This is a genomic window from Pseudalkalibacillus sp. A8 (genome assembly GCF_045920555.1).
Lineage (GTDB): Bacteria > Bacillota > Bacilli > Bacillales > Fictibacillaceae > Pseudalkalibacillus.
In genome coordinates this window covers 706,869-723,113 of sequence record NZ_CP174509.1, presented here as the reverse complement: position 1 = coordinate 723,113, position 16,245 = coordinate 706,869, and the positions used below count along the sequence as shown (strand labels likewise).

Sequence of the window (16,245 nt, the reverse complement as noted above, 5' to 3'; positions counted from 1 at the left end):
TTCAATTTACCATTTTATACAATTTAAAAGCAAGTACACCACGTGTTAAATTTTTGTTAACAAGTATAACAGACAAACGTAAGTAAATACAAAGAGAGTGCCTGGCACCGAGAATTGGTCATCAAAAAAAGGCGTGCCGCATAGGTACGCCTTTTCGTCAATTTTTGACTCTGCCGTTGTTATCGGTTCAGGAGGCTTCCGACATATCGGAGGAGTTCGTTTGCAGAGATCGAGTTATAACCATATTCATCAATCAAACGTGCAATGACTTCATTAACTTTCTTAAGCTGGGACTCATCCGGTGTTTTAGTCGAAGTGGTAATCTTTACGACGTCCTTAAGATCCGCAAACAGTTTCTTCTGGATAGCTTCACGTAAACGCTCATGTGAATTGTAATCGAATTTCTTCCCTTTACGTGCATATGCGGAAATTCGGATCAAAATTTCTTCACGGAACGCTTTCTTTGCATTCTCAGAAATGCCAATCTGTTCTTCAATCGAACGCATCAGCTTCTCATCCGGATTCATTTCATCACCAGTCAATGGATCACGGAGTTTATTTTTATTACAATAGGCTTCGACATTATCGAGGTAATTATCCATAAGCGTTTTCGCTGACTCTTCATAGGAATACACAAAAGCTTTCTGAACTTCCTTCTTCGCAATGTCATCATACTCTTTACGAGCAACGGAAATGAAATTGATATACTTCTCCCGATCCTCTTTTGAAATTGATGCATGCTGGTTCAGTCCATCCTTCAGCGACCTGAGAACATCGAGGGGACTGATGGCTGGCACGTCTTTACGGATGATTGCAGAAGAAATCCGGTTGATAACATACCGTGGATCGATCCCGCTCATTCCTTCATCCGGGAACTCTTTTTTCAGTTCTTCAACATCAGCATGATTGAACCCTTCAACATTTTCACCATCATATAGCCGCATCTTCTTCACAAAATCGACACCCTGTTTCGTCGATTCTTTCATACGTGTCAAAACAGAGAAAATCGCTGCAACCCTTAAAGCATGCGGTGCAATATGGAAATCGGCGATATCGCTGTCATTGATCATCTTTTCATAAATCTTCTCTTCTTCCGTCACTTTCAAATTATACGGGATCGGCATCACGATGATACGGGAATGCAATGCTTCGTTTTTCTTATTGGATATGAACGACTTGTATTCAGCTTCATTCGTATGAGCGACGATAAGCTCATCCGCTGAAATAAGGGCGAACCTTCCTGCCTTGAAATTCCCTTCTTGTGTCAATGATAGCAAGTGCCACAAGAATTTTTCATCACACTTTAGCATCTCCTGGAACTCCATCATTCCACGATTTGCTTTGTTCAGTTCTCCATCAAACCTATACGCCCGAGGATCCGATTCTGAACCGAACTCTGCAATCGTAGAAAAGTCGATACTTCCTGTCAAATCCGCGATATCCTGGGATTTAGGGTCAGAAGGACTGAAGGTACCAATACCTGTCCGTTTATCTTCGCTGAAGAAAATCCTTTCGATGATAACATCCTCAATGCGTCCATCATATTCTTGCTCCAGCCGCATCATGTTCAATGGTGACAAGGACCCTTCTACTCTGATCCCATACTGCTTATAAAAGTCCTCTCGCATCGATTGCGGGATCAGGTGCAACGGATCTTCATGCATCGGGCATCCCTTGATGGCATAAACGGCCCCTTCATCCGTTCTTGAGTATGCTTCCAATCCTCTTTTCAACATCGTTACAATCGTCGACTTACCACCACTGACAGGTCCCATCAGAAGCAAGATCCGCTTACGGACATCCAATCTTTTTGCAGATGGGTGAAAATACTCCTCTACTAGCCGCTCTACCGCATCCTCCAGCCCGAAAATCTGGTTGGAAAAGAAATTATATCGTTTCTTCCCATTCATTTCTTTAATTCCGTGGCTTTTGATCATATTATAAACACGAGAATGGGCAGATTGAGCAACTTCAGGACGCTCTCGTAAAATTTCAAGATATTCAGCGAAGGTACCTTCCCAAACCAATCTCTTTTCTTCTTCCCGGTATTGCTGTAATTTTCCTAAAATATCCATGAGTACCCCCTCCAAGGAATAATCGTACATGTAATACCATCGTATGCCCCGTCTTGCTTTATCATTCGATGTTCTTTTCCAACCAAATCCTCTCATACATGGTAAAATGAAGGAATGACAAACAAATAGAAGGACAGGATGTAAAATTGAAACTTTTAGCTGGATATATCGTGATCATCAGCCTGTTGAACAGTTCCTTTATGCTGACCGAGCAAGTTTGGGGAGAAATCAAGAGTGTGGAACCTCCCTCAAAAATGATAGAAAGTGAAATGCCGATCGACTCGACCCAATTGGCAAGAAGCTCAACATCCTTGCTGATGATGGCTCTATCATAGACATAATACATGGAACCGAGCATCGGATATACATACCATATGAGCAACTGCCCAGTTCGGTGATTCATGCCTTCATAGCCGCTGAAGATAATCATTTCTTCAAGCACCCTGGAGTTGATGGAACTGCAATTGTCCGTGCCATCGTTTTCAATGCGAAATCCAATTCGATTGACCAGGGTGGAAGTACGATTACCCAACAGCTGGCACGGAACTTATTTTTGTCACATACGAAAACCTACAAGCGAAAGCTCCATGAAGCCTTTTATTCCTATCGTTTGGAGCAAGATTTGACAAAAGAGAAGATTTTCGAGCTTTACAGCAATGCGATCTATTTTGGCAATGGAATCTATGGAATTGAAACAGCAAGCCAGTTTTATTTCGGAAAATCAGTCGATCAGCTTTCCCTTTCTGAAATTGCCCTCCTATGCGGGATTCCAAACAGCCCTATCAAATACGATCCCATTAAAAATATAGAACAATCGCTGGAACAACAGCGCAACGTTTTGAGGAAAATGTTCGAAAACAAATACATAAAAGAAGAAGAGTATAACATAGCAATGAGTAGTGATATCGTGCTTGACGTATCACGTCCAGTCCATGAATTTCCGGACTATATATCTTACACGCTACATGAATTGAAGAACCTTGTTTCACAATCAGAAGGCTTTGATAAGATGCTGAAAAATACTGAAAATGCAAAGGAAAAAGAAACAATCCGCTCGGAATTGGACCGTTTCGTACATCAGTTGGTTTATGAAAAAGGAATCAAGATCGAAACGAGCCTAGATAAGACCATTCAAAATAATGCTCAGAAACAATTGAACCAATTGCCGCACGATGTCGAAGGGGTCTTTGTCGTCATCGATCATACAACACACAGATTGAAGGCGTTAATCGGTGGGAAAAAAGTGAAAGCGAATGAGTTCAATCGGGCATATCAATCTTATAGACAACCAGGTTCTGCAATCAAACCATTCCTTGTCTTTGTCCCTTTTATCGAGCAGAAAGCTTTGCCGCTCAATATCCCTGTAGATGCTTCGCCATTCGGTAAACAAACGTATTGTCCTTCGAACTACGGCAATGCGACTTATAAGAACGTGTTATTAAAAGAGGCACTGGGCAAGTCGATCAACACGGCAGCCGTCAGGATGGTTGACTCAGTCGGAATTGAGCAAGCTTTTCTATTCCTTGACCTTTTTCTTTTAATAAAGTTTCAGCTAAAGACCATAGGCTCCCCACCGTCCTTGGAGGCTTTGATTACGGGGTTTCTCCATTAGAGCTGAGCAATGTTTATACGCCCTTCAGCAATAACGGTCTTTATCAGCCATCGCGGGCGATCAAAAGTGTTTATACGACTGAGGGGGAGAAGCCCTTTTCCTCATGCTGACATGACTCCGGACATCAGCGCTTTATATACTTTTAATACAGAATACGTGACACCTGTTGAAAAACTTATCCAAAAGAACAAGTGCATGAACACTAAACCGAACATCCCTGCAATCGTTAAGGCAGTGCTCGCTTTATAAACGAAATAAAAGAAATAGACCAAGAAGGACAGCAAGAATATGACCGGAAGTAAAACGGAAGATTGTATGACGACAATGGAACAGAGACTGCCGATCAGGAAAATCGAACTTCCCGCCCGGATCCTGTTCAATGTGTCCCCTTCACTTTCTTTTGAGAAGAAAAAAAGTGATAATTCGACTAATGTATCGGAAATCAATTTAAGGGCTGCAAACAACATGAAAAACAACAGAGCACAAACGAACCAAAGAGCAACCTGGACCCTACCGATTGAAAACAACTCGGTCATCCCTCGGTATATTCCAACCCTTTCAAGCTGCTCCACCAAATAACCTTGTGAATAATATCCGAAAGATGCACTGAACAAAATGATTGCAAATAACGGAAAATACCCGGTCAAATATGTATTTTTCCCAATCATGACATTCCCCTAATTTTTTCTAGTATCTCACTCCATTATTACATTTTCGTCACAGTTTTTCATACACTTTTCTGTTATATTTGCTATAATGGGATGTATGAATGGATATACTATGCTCTAAAGGAGGATGTTATATGAGCTTTATCCTCATTTTAGCTGTTATTTTAGCCTTTTTAGTTTCGATCTTTACAGCTGGATACAACGATCGTCCAGGTACAAGAAAATAAGGTGGTATCTACATACCACGAAAAAACGACTGAATGATTCAGTCGTTTTTTATTATCATCTTAAATGAAGATAATCCTGTTGTCTCAACGCTTCGTATACGAGAATCGCCGCCGTGTTTGAAAGGTTCAATGAGCGGACATTCTCATTCATCGGTATTCTTAAACATCGCTCTTTATTGTTCTTGATGATTTCGTCCGGAAGGCCATTCGTTTCACGGCCGAAAACAAAGTAATAGTTCACTTCAGGATTGCTGTAATCAAATGAAGTATGCGGTTTCTCACCATACTTCGTAAGGAAGAAATACTCTCCCCCAGTTTTCTCGAAAAATTCATCTATCGAGTCATAATAAACGATATTCACGTGTTGCCAGTAATCCAATCCAGCTCTCTTGAGCATTTTATCATCAGTAGAAAACCCGAGCGGGCGAATCAGATGGAGTGTCGTATCTGTGGCAGCACAGGTCCTTGCAATATTACCTGTGTTTGCGGGGATTTCCGGTTGGAAAAGTACGATATGTACAGCCAAATCATTTCACCTCTATAACCATTAAAACTGAAATCTCATCTATTATAGCATGTCCAACCCGCTACGGAAATTGACAACGGAAAAAGATTCGATATTTACCAAAACAAAAAGACGGATGTATATTATCCGTCTATGATGCGAAAGAATTTGTATCTGATTTCTGGTGTATAGGCAGTCGAATCCGTGTAGTCCCAATAGCGCATCCGGCTGTTGTGTGTATGGGCGTTAACCAGCGGCATACCTTGCTCATCCCTCGCTACGACAATCGTATTATGCTGCCATCTCCCATCCCCATTGAAGTCATAGCAAATGACATCCCCTGGCACCAGCTGCCCAGCTGAAGGCATTTCCTGTCCGCGTAATCCTTGCTTGGAGCCGCTTAAATGCCACCTTAACGTATTTGCGACGGCCCAGCTATAGCTCCAATTGTTATTTCTGTACCACCAACCCTTAGAACGACTCGGATATCCTCTCATTGGAGCACCGCCTGAATGCAAGCACTGTGAAATGAAGTTTGTACAATCATTTTCAAACAGTTTATAAGCAGGATTATGCGAATTCCACCAGCGCTCTGCATATTTTACCGCTTCAAGCCGGTTGTACTTATAACGAGGCATCGACATCACATCTTCATCGCGTTCGACCGTCGGCAGTTTTGATTGAAAAAGGCCTTCCTGCTCTATTGACTGGTCTAGCTCGATTTCATTGTTTTCGATCAAGGCTTTCCGTCTTTCAAGGGATTCCTCCACATAAAAGTTGGATGGCTGTTTGATTAGGTATGATCGTTTTATCAAGTACGTAACCTCTTCTATATTTGACGCTGGAGAATCGTGGTTTAGAATCTTCGCTTTTACCTGGGCATTGACGATCACGGCATTCCTAGCCTTTAAACTCTTTGCCCTGCGGATCAATGCTTCACGTTCCAAGGTACTGATACGATTATCCCTTATACGATCCGTTGTGAAGGAGGCATTCTGTTCTTCAATAAATTCCTGTAATGAAACGAGCCAATTCATTAATACAACCCCCTCAGTCATTCTCCCTTTCATGTCTATGGTTCGACCAATAAAAAAAGAACTCTGTAAATCAGAGTTCTCGTCAGTTCTAGCAAAGCCTACTGCTTTTATGGTAGTCATTCAATTGTCATTTCTTTTTAAGAACAAACCTGTATCGGTTGTTTTTCTAAGTTCAACAAAACTTCCTTCTTATCCAGCCCGCCGCCATATCCAACGAGTTCACCATTGCTTCCGATGACACGGTGGCATGGAAACACAATTGGGAGCGGATTTTTATTATTGGCACTGCCCACAGCTCTTACAGACTTGGGAGAGCCGATCATTATCGCTACATCCTTGTAGGAGTATGTTTCTCCATATGGAATGTTTCTCAGCCCTTCCCAGACCTTTCGCTGAAAAGGTGTGCCAAAAAGAGTGATCGGGAAATCAAATTGCTGGCGTCGATGAAGAAAATATTCCTCGATCTGCTCGATATATGGGTGAAAAGCATCCTGGTCATATAAAAGCTCAGCCTTCAAACTTTGCTTTTTCAACCAAGCATTTATGATAGGAAGATTCTCCTCGATAGATCCAAAGTCAATTCGGCATAAACCTTCTTCAGTCTTTAATAATGTGAGTAGACCAATTGCGCTGTCCATTTCACCATATTGTACACTGATAATTGTGGCCATTTTATCCCTTCTTTTTACCCTTTTGCATTATCATACTGAACGAAAAATAATAAAACCATCACGTTCTCACGCGATTATCGATCATATTCAGGCTTCTATCAATCTCAGCTAGCACATCCTCGTCTTTTTCTCTCTCTTTCGCAGATTTAAGCGCAATTTCGGCTTCCGCTCCTCCAATTTTCCCGAGAGACCATGCCGCTGTCCCGCGTATGACAGGACGAGGATCTTCACTAAGAACATGCAGCAATTCCGGGAGAGCTGTTTCGTCTTTAAAATTCCCCAACGCGATAATCGCATTTCTTTGGATCGGCTTCTTGCCTCTCCAAGAACCTGATACAGGACCGAACTGCTCTCTGAATTCCCGATTGCTGATTGTCAAAAGCGGCTTCAATTTCGGTTTTGCTATTACTGGGTCTGGCTCCATTTCCGGATGGTGGTGAAAATCCTTCCCTTTGTTCTCAGGACAAACTTGCTGACAAGTATCACAACCATAGAGTCTGTTCCCGAGTTTCTCACGATAGCGCTCTGGTAGAAATCCTTTTGTCTGTGTCAAAAAGGCGATGCATTTATTAGAATCCAACTGACCACCGGTTACAAGGGCACCAGTCGGACAAGCATCCACACATTTATTGCAGGAACCACATTGGTCTGTCATCGGTTGATCTGGTTCAAATGGAATCGTTGTGATCAATTCGCCCAAGTAGACGTAGGAGCCAAACTCAGGTGTAATGGTTGCGCAGTTCTTACCGCTCCAACCAATCCCAGCACGCTCTGCAACCGCCCGATCCGAAAGTTCCCCTGTATCGACCATGGATGCAATTTTCACTTCAGGCTGCAGTTTGATAATATATTGCTCCAGCTGGTTCATTTTATCACGTAACACGTCATGGTAGTCTCTGCCCCATGAAGCCCGGCAAAAGATCCCTCTACGATCTTCTCTTGTACTTCTCGGTGCATCCTTCATTTTTGAAGGATACGCAAGCGCAATCGATATGATTGACCTCGCTTTCGGAAGCAACAATTCTGGATGAGTACGTTTTTCTATGTCCTGCTCTTCAAATCCAGATTGAAACCCGTTTTCCTGCTGTGTCCGAAGCCGCTCCTTCAATTCTGTGAATGGATCAGCTGTCGTAAATCCTATCTTATCGATGCCTATTGATTTACTATATGCAATTACTTTTTCTTTTAACTGGGCACCTGTCATGGTTTGACCCCCTTTCTTTAAAATTTGGCATTATTATTCTTCATTGTTGATTTCTGCGAAATTCACTCCCTTTCCACGGGCTAAAGAAAAGCGGAAGCGACCCGCTTAGTCCCGTAGGTCACTGGAAGACTGACGAGGAGGCTCGAACCAAACAAAGTTCGGTTCTGCGTGGGCTCATACATAAGATGTAAATCAATGTGTCGACCGCCTCGGAAGTTTGAAGTGATCCAAGTGACGGGTCGCTCAGCTGGGCATCACCTGTTTGCATCCAAACTGCGGGGTCTTGCCTGGCTCGCTTTTCCCGCAGGAGTGTCACGAACTTCGCTTAAAGAAAAATGCTATAAAAAATCAACCACAAGATTTAGCAGCGCCTAAATTTCATAAGAAAAAGCTACTTGCGAATAGCTAGCGTCCTTAGTCTATTCAGTGCTGAAGCTAATTCTAACATACGCGGGCGCACCAAGTCACCAGGGTGCTGATTGGGAAAGTCTGTAAACGATGATAGGCCTTCTTCGTTGATCTGCCTGTCCACTTTTTGCAAAATTTCTCCGATCGATAGCCTGCCGAACCACTTCTTCTTTTCCAAATAAAAAAGAATTTCGGCAATCGCTCTCGTCTGACTTGGATCAGTCAATTGCTCGACATAGTCGATTTTGATATCCACCTTGCCATATTGAATCGAGTAGAGCCCTCTAGCCGTGACTTTTGAACGTTTCCCTTTCCGGCTGTCTAAACTTTCAGGATGAGGTATTCTTTTTTGTATTTTTCCAAAGTGAGTCCCGCCTTCTTTCTTCCGGTCAGCGACCGACTCTTTGGCAATTTTTCTAGCGTCTGTCGTCACATCGAAAGGACGGTATTGGTCCATCAACAGGACCGTATCTGCTACTTCAAAATAATCACCAGAACCACCCATCACCAAAATGGTGGAAACCCTGTGGTCTTCATACAGCTGCCTCACTTTATCAATGAATGGGGTGATCGGTTCTTTATCCTTCGAGACGAGTTGTTGCATACGCCGATCACGGATCATGAAATTCGTGGCACTGGTATCTTCATCAATCAAAAGAGCCGTTGCCCCTGCTTCTAGAGATTCGATGATGGTGGCAGCTTGCGATGTACTGCCGCTAGCGTCTTCAGAAGTAAAGCTTGTCGTCGTTTTTCCAAAGGGCAGGTTCTGGATAAATGGTGAAATATCAACATCGGTAATTTTGCGCCCATCCTCTGCACGTACCTTCATCGCTCCCGGATCGGTGAGGACAAATTCCCTGCCATCCCCTTTGATATGATTATAGACCCCTCTTTCTAACGCCTCCAAAAGGGTGCTTTTACCGTGATAACCTCCACCTACGATCAGTGTGATCCCTTCTTTGATGCCCATTCCTAAGACAGGCTCCTCTTGATGGGGTACCGGAATGGCGACCTTTAAAGACTCAGGTGTTTCAAAAGGTATGACTTCTTTTGTTTTTAATGGACGATTGCTGATCCCGCTCTCTCTTGGAAGGATGGCACCATTAGCTACAAATGTCACGAGCTTATTGGCTTTCATATACTCCCGAATCGCTAACTGCTGGTCAGAAAGCACTACCGCATTCCAAATCGTTTTTTCGGTAATGGAGAAAATGGAATCCTTTAAAATCTGCGGTAGGATCGAGAGAAGCATTTTCTGAGCCTGACGTCCGAGTACACTGCGTCCCTTTGCAGGAAGTCCGATGGATAGACAAATGGTGACAGTGTCAGGAGTAAGCTGAACAGCCGTCCGCTGTAATACCTCTTGTCCCGGTTGATCAATCGAAATCAACCCACTTTTACCAGTACCGCCAGCCCTTTGATCCGTATTGTTGATCGCTTGAGCCACAATTCTTGCAATCGTATCCTCCACACTTGTTTTTCGGGCTGATGTCGATTCCCATTCTTGCTTCAGGATGGTTTTCGTCCTAGGAATCGCCATTCTTATTTTAGACGGCGAAGCAAACGGGTCCCCCTGGACATAATCGATATGCAATGTAAAGTCGTTAAAACGATAGCTGCCACGAATATCTTTATATGCTTTATATCCTTTTCCATCTATTCTTTGAAGTAATTGCTGGAGGTGTTGCATTGATGATAAGCACTCCTTTTCATACTTAAAATTCTTGTATGGTACACTAATGAAAAATACATAAAACGATGAGGTGAAGCATTATGAACATATCCATCTCAGATAAACTGAAAGAACTTCTTCCAGATTTTAAAATAGGGATCATTCATTACAATGATATCACGGTTGATGAATCACCTAAAATGTTAGCGGGCCGGTTACAGCTTTTTCAAGAATCCCTGATGCTTGAAGCAGAATCCAAGCCTATTTCATCAATAGAGCCGATTCAGGAATGGCGCAAGATTTTCAAAAAGGTTGGTACTGATCCAGCTCGTTACCGTCCATCTTCAGAAGCACTGCTTCGGAGAATATATAAAGGATCCCAGTTAGGTGCCATTCACTCAGCAGCCGATACCAACAATTTTTTCTCCTTACAATATCAAATCCCGCTTGGTATCTATGATCAAGCAAAGATTGATGGAAATGTACTCTTAGATATCGGATCTGATGGTGATGAATACGAAGGTATAAATGGCCGTGTAGTCGATATGAAAAATAAAATACTAACAAGGGACGATAGTGGTCCTTTCGGAAGTCCAATCGTTGATTCAAAAAAGACCATGGTTACAGAACAGACGACGCAAGCACTTCATTTCGTCTATTTTCAGCCTTCCCTTCCTGATTCAGATGTAACGGAAATGCTCCAAGCAATTGAGAAGATGTTTGTCCAAATCCATGGCGGAAAAGCTCAATCTGAAATCATCGAATGAACGATGGAGCATGGCTCCCTTTGGCTGACTATGACATAAAAAAACGCAACACCCCGTAATTACCGAAGCACTGCGTTAAACTTGTTTTAATCATTATAAGTACAATCGAATAAAAATATGTACAAAACCTCCAATTAAAAGGAGGTTTTTTTCATTAAGCTAGACTTTGTGAGTGTCCTTTATTGACGACCAATAAAGCATGGATAGCACCAGGCAGCCACGCAATGATTGTAAGTACGATATTGATCAACGTTTGTGACTTGCTGCCATGTAGAAATACTGCAAGAGGCGGAAGCAAAACAGCTAATAGATAACGCATCATATCTCCTCCTTCTTTGTTTGTATTTCTAGGCATTCCCCCGCTTGTACAAATCTAAACAAGTCAAAAGTTTACAGGAAAGCAATCAAAAAACATCCCTTACATATTGTAGGGGATGTTGAGTATGTAATGGTACCGGTGGTCGGGGTCGAACCGACACTCCGTGAGGAACACGATTTTGAGTCGTGCGCGTCTGCCAATTCCGCCACACCGGCATGTGTCTATATATATTACTATTAAGTTAATGGTGCCGAGGGCCGGACTTGAACCGGCACGGTAGTCACCTACCGCAGGATTTTAAGTCCTGTGTGTCTGCCAATTCCACCACCCCGGCTGGGTAGTTTAGATGGAGGCGGCACCCGGATTCGAACCGGGGGATAAGGGTTTTGCAGACCCGTGCCTTACCACTTGGCTATGCCGCCATACCTCATTTTATGCTTTACGCAAAAATGGAGTACCACTTTCGGCAATTCTTTTAAGTTGAATGGAGCGGAAGACGGGATTCGAACCCGCGACCCCCACCTTGGCAAGGTGGTGTTCTACCACTGAACTACTTCCGCGAAAATGGCTGGGCTAGCTGGATTCGAACCAACGCATGACGGAGTCAAAGTCCGTTGCCTTACCGCTTGGCTATAGCCCAACGCATATGGGGCGACTGATGGGAATCGAACCCACGAATGCCGGAACCACAATCCGGTGCGTTAACCACTTCGCCACAATCGCCATAATTAAGGTTTTAAAATATAAATTGGCAGGGGTAGTAGGAATCGAACCCACACTGGAGGTTTTGGAGACCTCTGTTCTACCGTTAAACTATACCCCTAAATGGTGGAGGGGGACGGATTCGAACCGCCGAACCCGGAGGGAGCGGATTTACAGTCCGCCGCGTTTAGCCACTTCGCTACCCCTCCAAAAGAGACAATTTATATTGTAGTACAGATTACAAAGTGATTCAAGACCTAATTTCAGGAATCAGAACCAAACTCTGCATATAAATGAAAATGGTGCTGGCCAGAGGACTTGAACCCCCAACCTACTGATTACAAGTCAGTTGCTCTACCAATTGAGCTAGGCCAGCAACATGGTGGCTCGAGACGGAATCGAACCGCCGACACGAGGATTTTCAGTCCTCTGCTCTACCGACTGAGCTATCGAGCCAAGATGTATAAATGCTAAATTTGTTTTTAAATGGCGGACCCGACCGGATTCGAACCGGCGATCTCCTGCGTGACAGGCAGGCATGTTAACCCCTACACCACGGGTCCATTTGGTTGTGCACCCCTTCGGGTACTCCATATGTTCATTGATCGAAATTATGATGAACTTAAATTGGTTGCGGGGATAGGATTTGAACCTACGACCTTCGGGTTATGAGCCCGACGAGCTACCAGACTGCTCCACCCCGCGACGATATTAGTATATGGACAAGTTATGTCTTAAATGGTGGAGGATGACGGGATCGAACCGCCGACCCCCTGCTTGTAAGGCAGGTGCTCTCCCAGCTGAGCTAATCCTCCATATGAATGGTGACCCCTACGGGATTCGAACCCGTGTTACCGCCGTGAAAGGGCGGTGTCTTAACCACTTGACCAAGGGGCCAATAAAATTATGTTGTATAGATAGTTCATATGGCGGAGAGCGAGGGATTCGAACCCTCGGTACGGGTTTAAACCGCACACACGATTTCCAATCGTGCTCCTTCGACCTCTCGGACAGCTCTCCGTGGCTCCACAGGCAGGACTCGAACCTGCGACCGATCGGTTAACAGCCGATAGCTCTACCACTGAGCTACTGTGGATCGAAATGATCAGCCCGGCGACATCCTACTCTCACAGGGGGAAGCCCCCAATTACCATTGGCGCTGAAGAGCTTAACTTCCGTGTTCGGCATGGGAACGGGTGTGACCTCTTCGCCATCGTCACCAGACTGTATGAAATTCAAGGGATACTGTTCCCTCAAAACTAGATAACGGTTCTTGAAAACATCGTCGATGTTAAATAAAGTGGTTAAGTCCTCGATCGATTAGTATCTGTCAGCTCCACGTGTCACCACGCTTCCACACCAGACCTATCAACCTCATCATCTCTGAGGGATCTTACTCGCTTAACGCGATGGGAAATCTCATCTTGAGGGGGGCTTCATGCTTAGATGCTTTCAGCACTTATCCCGTCCACACGTAGCTACCCAGCTATGCTCCTGGCGGAACAACTGGTACACCAGCGGTGTGTCCATCCCGGTCCTCTCGTACTAAGGACAGCTCCTCTCAAATTTCCTGCGCCCGCGACGGATAGGGACCGAACTGTCTCACGACGTTCTGAACCCAGCTCGCGTACCGCTTTAATGGGCGAACAGCCCAACCCTTGGGACCTACTTCAGCCCCAGGATGCGATGAGCCGACATCGAGGTGCCAAACCTCCCCGTCGATGTGGACTCTTGGGGGAGATAAGCCTGTTATCCCCAGGGTAGCTTTTATCCGTTGAGCGATGGCCCTTCCATGCGGAACCACCGGATCACTAAGCCCGACTTTCGTCCCTGCTCGACTTGTAGGTCTCGCAGTCAAGCTCCCTTGTGCCTTTACACTCTGCGAATGATTTCCAACCATTCTGAGGGAACCTTTGGGCGCCTCCGTTACACTTTAGGAGGCGACCGCCCCAGTCAAACTGCCCACCTGACACTGTCTCCGGACCGGATCACGGTCCTGGGTTAGAATTTCAATACCGTCAGGGTAGTATCCCACCGACGCCTCCACCGAACCTGGCGGTCCGGCTTCTCTGGCTCCTACCTATCCTGTACAAACGATACCAAAATCCAATATCAGGCTACAGTAAAGCTCCATGGGGTCTTTCCGTCCTGTCGCGGGTAACCTGCATCTTCACAGGTACTATAATTTCACCGGGTCTCTCGTTGAGACAGTATCCAAGTCGTTGCACCTTTCGTGCGGGTCGGAACTTACCCGACAAGGAATTTCGCTACCTTAGGACCGTTATAGTTACGGCCGCCGTTTACTGGGGCTTCGATTCAGAGCTTCTCCTAATGGATAACCCCTCCTCTTAACCTTCCAGCACCGGGCAGGTGTCAGCCCCTATACTTCGCCTTACGGCTTCGCAGAGACCTGTGTTTTTGCTAAACAGTCGCTTGGATCTTTTCACTGCGGCTCTCTCGGGCTTGCACCCTATCAGAGCACCCCTTCTCCCGAAGTTACGGGGTCATTTTGCCGAGTTCCTTAACGAGAGTTCTCCCGAGCATCTTAGGATTCTCTCCTCGCCTACCTGTGTCGGTTTACGGTACGGGCACCTCTTTCCTCGCTAGAGGCTTTTCTTGGCAGTGTAGGATCAGGGACTTCGGTACTCTAGTTCCCTCGCCATCACAGCTCCGCCGTATGGTGGACGGATTTGCCTATCCACCGGCCTGACTGCTTGGACGCGCATATCCATCAGCGCGCTCTCCCTACCTTCCTGCGTCCCCCCGTTGCTCAAACGGAAAGGAGGTGGTACAGGAATATCAACCTGTTGGCCATCGCCTACGCCTTTCGGCCTCGGCTTAGGTCCCGACTAACCCTGAGCGGACGAGCCTTCCTCAGGAAACCTTGGGCTTTCGATGGAGAAGATTCTCACTTCTCTTTTCGCTACTCATACCGGCATTCTCACTTCAAAGCGCTCCACGAGTCCTTCCGGTCTCGCTTCTCAGCCCTTCGAACGCTCCCCTACCACTGTACCGTTAGGTACAATCCATAGCTTCGGTGATACGTTTAGCCCCGGTACATTTTCGGCGCAGAGTCACTCGACCAGTGAGCTATTACGCACTCTTTAAATGGTGGCTGCTTCTAAGCCAACATCCTGGTTGTCTGGGCAACTCCACATCCTTTTCCACTTAACGTATACTTGGGGACCTTAGCTGATGGTCTGGGCTGTTTCCCTCTCGACTACGGATCTTATCACTCGCAGTCTGACTCCCGTGGACAAGTTCCTGGCATTCGGAGTTTGACTGAATTCGGTAATCCTGTGGGGACCCCTAGTCCAATCAGTGCTCTACCTCCAGAACTCTCACCACGAGGCTAGCCCTAAAGCTATTTCGGGGAGAACCAGCTATCTCCGAGTTCGATTGGCATTTCACCCCTACCCACACCTCATCCCCGCACTTTTCAACGTGCGTGGGTTCGGGCCTCCATTCAGTGTTACCTGAACTTCACCCTGGACATGGGTAGATCACTCGGTTTCGGGTCTACGACAACGTACTCATGCGCCCTGTTCAGACTCGCTTTCGCTGCGGCTCCGTCTCTGCGACTTAACCTTGCACGTTATCGTAACTCGCCGGTTCATTCTACAAAAGGCACGCCGTCACCCGTTAATGGGCTCCGACTACTTGTAGGCACACGGTTTCAGGATCTCTTTCACTCCCCTTCCGGGGTGCTTTTCACCTTTCCCTCACGGTACTGGTTCACTATCGGTCACTAGGGAGTATTTAGCCTTGGGAGATGGTCCTCCCAGCTTCCGACGGGGTTTCACGTGTCCCGCCGTACTCAGGATCCACTCTGGAGGGAACGACGTTTTGGCTACAGGGCTGTTACCTCCTCTGGCGGGCCTTTCCAGACCGCTTCGCCTACGCCGTTCCTTTCTTACTCCGTATAGAGTGTCCTACAACCCCAAGAGGCAAGCCTCTTGGTTTGGGCTGTTTCCGTTTCGCTCGCCGCTACTCAGGAAATCGCGATTGCTTTCTCTTCCTCTGGGTACTAAGATGTTTCAGTTCCCCAGGTCTGCCTTCTCATACCCTATGAATTCAGGTATGGATCCTACCCCATTACGGGCAGTGGGTTCCCCCATTCGGAAATCCCCGGATCAAAGCTTACTTACAGCTCCCCGAGGCATATCGGTGTTCGTCCCGTCCTTCTTCGGCTCCTAGTGCCAAGGCATCCACCGTGCGCCCTTCATAACTTAACCACGTTATGAATGAACTTACACTTCTTACTTGTCATTAAATGACGTTTTCGATGTCTTGTTTTCAAGAATTTCATTATCTAGTTTTCAAGGAACAATGTTTTGAAAGAGAATGAGCTCTTTCAAAACTAAACAAAAGCCAAAGC

The 16,245-nt window shown here is 45.5% G+C and carries 11 protein-coding genes, 16 tRNA genes and 2 rRNA genes; 3 read left to right on the top strand and 26 right to left on the bottom strand.

What is annotated here, in order from left to right:
* Window positions 1-179: 179 nt before the first annotated feature.
* On the bottom strand, window positions 180-2,075 hold the full coding sequence (locus ACJROX_RS03870) for a PrkA family serine protein kinase (RefSeq protein ID WP_408009450.1): 1,896 nt from the start codon (window positions 2,073-2,075) through the stop codon (window positions 180-182).
* A gap of 146 nt (window positions 2,076-2,221) precedes the next feature.
* On the opposite strand from ACJROX_RS03870, the gene ACJROX_RS03865 reads away from it, so the two are divergent.
* Both ACJROX_RS03865 and ACJROX_RS03860 read left to right on the top strand, forming a co-directional pair.
* The gene (locus ACJROX_RS03865) at window positions 2,222-2,410 is read left to right on the top strand and encodes a hypothetical protein (protein WP_408009449.1); all 189 of its coding nucleotides are present in this window, start codon (window positions 2,222-2,224) and stop codon (window positions 2,408-2,410) included.
* Window positions 2,365-3,687 (top strand): transglycosylase domain-containing protein, encoded by a 1,323-nt coding sequence (locus ACJROX_RS03860; protein WP_408011567.1) that lies wholly within the window; start codon window positions 2,365-2,367, stop codon window positions 3,685-3,687. Before ACJROX_RS03865 ends, ACJROX_RS03860 begins: the two co-directional genes overlap by 46 nt.
* Window positions 3,688-3,788: 101 nt before the next feature.
* Here the strand turns inward: ACJROX_RS03860 and ACJROX_RS03855 are convergent, their stop codons facing one another.
* From ACJROX_RS03855 to ACJROX_RS03830, 6 genes are all read right to left on the bottom strand, one after another.
* On the bottom strand, window positions 3,789-4,355 hold the full coding sequence (locus ACJROX_RS03855) for a DUF5366 family protein (protein ID WP_408009448.1): 567 nt from the start codon (window positions 4,353-4,355) through the stop codon (window positions 3,789-3,791).
* Between the two features lie 282 nt (window positions 4,356-4,637).
* Window positions 4,638-5,108, bottom strand: coding sequence for a tRNA (uridine(34)/cytosine(34)/5-carboxymethylaminomethyluridine(34)-2'-O)-methyltransferase TrmL (gene trmL / locus ACJROX_RS03850; RefSeq protein ID WP_408009447.1), 471 nt, complete (start codon window positions 5,106-5,108; stop codon window positions 4,638-4,640).
* A gap of 122 nt (window positions 5,109-5,230) precedes the next feature.
* Window positions 5,231-6,124, bottom strand: coding sequence for an amidase domain-containing protein (locus tag ACJROX_RS03845; protein ID WP_408009446.1), 894 nt, complete (start codon window positions 6,122-6,124; stop codon window positions 5,231-5,233).
* Window positions 6,125-6,261: 137 nt separating this feature from the next.
* Window positions 6,262-6,795 carry a methylated-DNA--[protein]-cysteine S-methyltransferase gene (locus ACJROX_RS03840; protein WP_408009445.1) on the bottom strand — a complete coding sequence of 178 codons (534 nt, stop codon included), beginning with the start codon at window positions 6,793-6,795 and terminating at the stop codon, window positions 6,262-6,264.
* A 58-nt stretch (window positions 6,796-6,853) separates the two neighbouring features.
* Complete coding sequence (gene queG, locus ACJROX_RS03835) at window positions 6,854-7,999, bottom strand: tRNA epoxyqueuosine(34) reductase QueG (protein ID WP_408009444.1); 1,146 nt, start codon at window positions 7,997-7,999, stop codon at window positions 6,854-6,856.
* Window positions 8,000-8,390: 391 nt separating this feature from the next.
* Window positions 8,391-10,097 (bottom strand): ABC-ATPase domain-containing protein, encoded by a 1,707-nt coding sequence (locus ACJROX_RS03830; RefSeq protein WP_408009443.1) that lies wholly within the window; start codon window positions 10,095-10,097, stop codon window positions 8,391-8,393.
* 83 nt (window positions 10,098-10,180) lie between these two features.
* Between ACJROX_RS03830 and ACJROX_RS03825 the strand changes: the two genes are divergently transcribed.
* A complete protein-coding gene (locus tag ACJROX_RS03825) occupies window positions 10,181-10,846 on the top strand; it encodes a B3/4 domain-containing protein (RefSeq protein WP_408009442.1) in 666 nt (221 codons plus the stop codon).
* Window positions 10,847-11,000: 154 nt separating this feature from the next.
* Here ACJROX_RS03825 and ACJROX_RS03820 read toward each other — a convergent pair whose 3' ends face one another.
* From ACJROX_RS03820 to ACJROX_RS03730, 19 genes are all read right to left on the bottom strand, one after another.
* Window positions 11,001-11,165: a YqaE/Pmp3 family membrane protein gene (locus ACJROX_RS03820; protein ID WP_408009441.1), complete on the bottom strand. Its 165-nt coding sequence runs from the start codon at window positions 11,163-11,165 to the stop codon at window positions 11,001-11,003.
* Between the two features lie 130 nt (window positions 11,166-11,295).
* Window positions 11,296-11,380 (bottom strand) — tRNA-Leu (locus tag ACJROX_RS03815).
* Window positions 11,381-11,410: 30 nt separating this feature from the next.
* Window positions 11,411-11,499 (bottom strand) — tRNA-Leu (locus ACJROX_RS03810).
* A 13-nt stretch (window positions 11,500-11,512) separates the two neighbouring features.
* Window positions 11,513-11,587 (bottom strand) — tRNA-Cys (locus ACJROX_RS03805).
* Window positions 11,588-11,650: 63 nt separating this feature from the next.
* Window positions 11,651-11,725, bottom strand: a tRNA-Gly gene (locus ACJROX_RS03800).
* A gap of 5 nt (window positions 11,726-11,730) precedes the next feature.
* Window positions 11,731-11,805, bottom strand: a tRNA-Gln gene (locus ACJROX_RS03795).
* A 7-nt stretch (window positions 11,806-11,812) separates the two neighbouring features.
* Window positions 11,813-11,888 (bottom strand) — tRNA-His (locus ACJROX_RS03790).
* 26 nt (window positions 11,889-11,914) lie between these two features.
* Window positions 11,915-11,988 (bottom strand) — tRNA-Trp (locus ACJROX_RS03785).
* Between the two features lie 3 nt (window positions 11,989-11,991).
* Window positions 11,992-12,076: transfer RNA gene (locus ACJROX_RS03780), tRNA-Tyr, on the bottom strand.
* A gap of 91 nt (window positions 12,077-12,167) precedes the next feature.
* A tRNA-Thr gene (locus ACJROX_RS03775) sits at window positions 12,168-12,243 on the bottom strand.
* A gap of 4 nt (window positions 12,244-12,247) precedes the next feature.
* Window positions 12,248-12,323: transfer RNA gene (locus ACJROX_RS03770), tRNA-Phe, on the bottom strand.
* A 31-nt stretch (window positions 12,324-12,354) separates the two neighbouring features.
* Window positions 12,355-12,430: transfer RNA gene (locus ACJROX_RS03765), tRNA-Asp, on the bottom strand.
* Between the two features lie 65 nt (window positions 12,431-12,495).
* A tRNA-Met gene (locus tag ACJROX_RS03760) sits at window positions 12,496-12,572 on the bottom strand.
* Window positions 12,573-12,606: 34 nt separating this feature from the next.
* Window positions 12,607-12,682, bottom strand: a tRNA-Val gene (locus ACJROX_RS03755).
* A gap of 7 nt (window positions 12,683-12,689) precedes the next feature.
* Window positions 12,690-12,764: transfer RNA gene (locus tag ACJROX_RS03750), tRNA-Glu, on the bottom strand.
* A gap of 30 nt (window positions 12,765-12,794) precedes the next feature.
* Window positions 12,795-12,887 (bottom strand) — tRNA-Ser (locus ACJROX_RS03745).
* Between the two features lies 1 nt (window position 12,888).
* Window positions 12,889-12,963: transfer RNA gene (locus tag ACJROX_RS03740), tRNA-Asn, on the bottom strand.
* Window positions 12,964-12,975: 12 nt separating this feature from the next.
* Window positions 12,976-13,091 (bottom strand): 5S ribosomal RNA (rrf, locus tag ACJROX_RS03735).
* A gap of 76 nt (window positions 13,092-13,167) precedes the next feature.
* Window positions 13,168-16,102, bottom strand: a 23S ribosomal RNA gene (locus tag ACJROX_RS03730).
* Window positions 16,103-16,245: the final 143 nt, after the last annotated feature.

Excerpts from the sequence above, each read along its gene's own strand:
- ACJROX_RS03870 (WP_408009450.1), bottom strand. The coding sequence starts at position 2,075 with ATGGATATTTTAGGAAAATTACAGCAATACCGGGAAGAAGAAAAGAGA.
- ACJROX_RS03830 (WP_408009443.1), bottom strand. The coding sequence starts at position 10,097 with ATGCAACACCTCCAGCAATTACTTCAAAGAATAGATGGAAAAGGATAT.
- queG (WP_408009444.1), bottom strand. The coding sequence starts at position 7,999 with ATGACAGGTGCCCAGTTAAAAGAAAAAGTAATTGCATATAGTAAATCA.
- ACJROX_RS03840 (WP_408009445.1), bottom strand. The coding sequence starts at position 6,795 with ATGGCCACAATTATCAGTGTACAATATGGTGAAATGGACAGCGCAATT.
- ACJROX_RS03825 (WP_408009442.1), top strand. The coding sequence starts at position 10,181 with ATGAACATATCCATCTCAGATAAACTGAAAGAACTTCTTCCAGATTTT.
- ACJROX_RS03855 (WP_408009448.1), bottom strand. The coding sequence starts at position 4,355 with ATGATTGGGAAAAATACATATTTGACCGGGTATTTTCCGTTATTTGCA.
- ACJROX_RS03845 (WP_408009446.1), bottom strand. The coding sequence starts at position 6,124 with ATGAATTGGCTCGTTTCATTACAGGAATTTATTGAAGAACAGAATGCC.
- ACJROX_RS03820 (WP_408009441.1), bottom strand. The coding sequence starts at position 11,165 with ATGCGTTATCTATTAGCTGTTTTGCTTCCGCCTCTTGCAGTATTTCTA.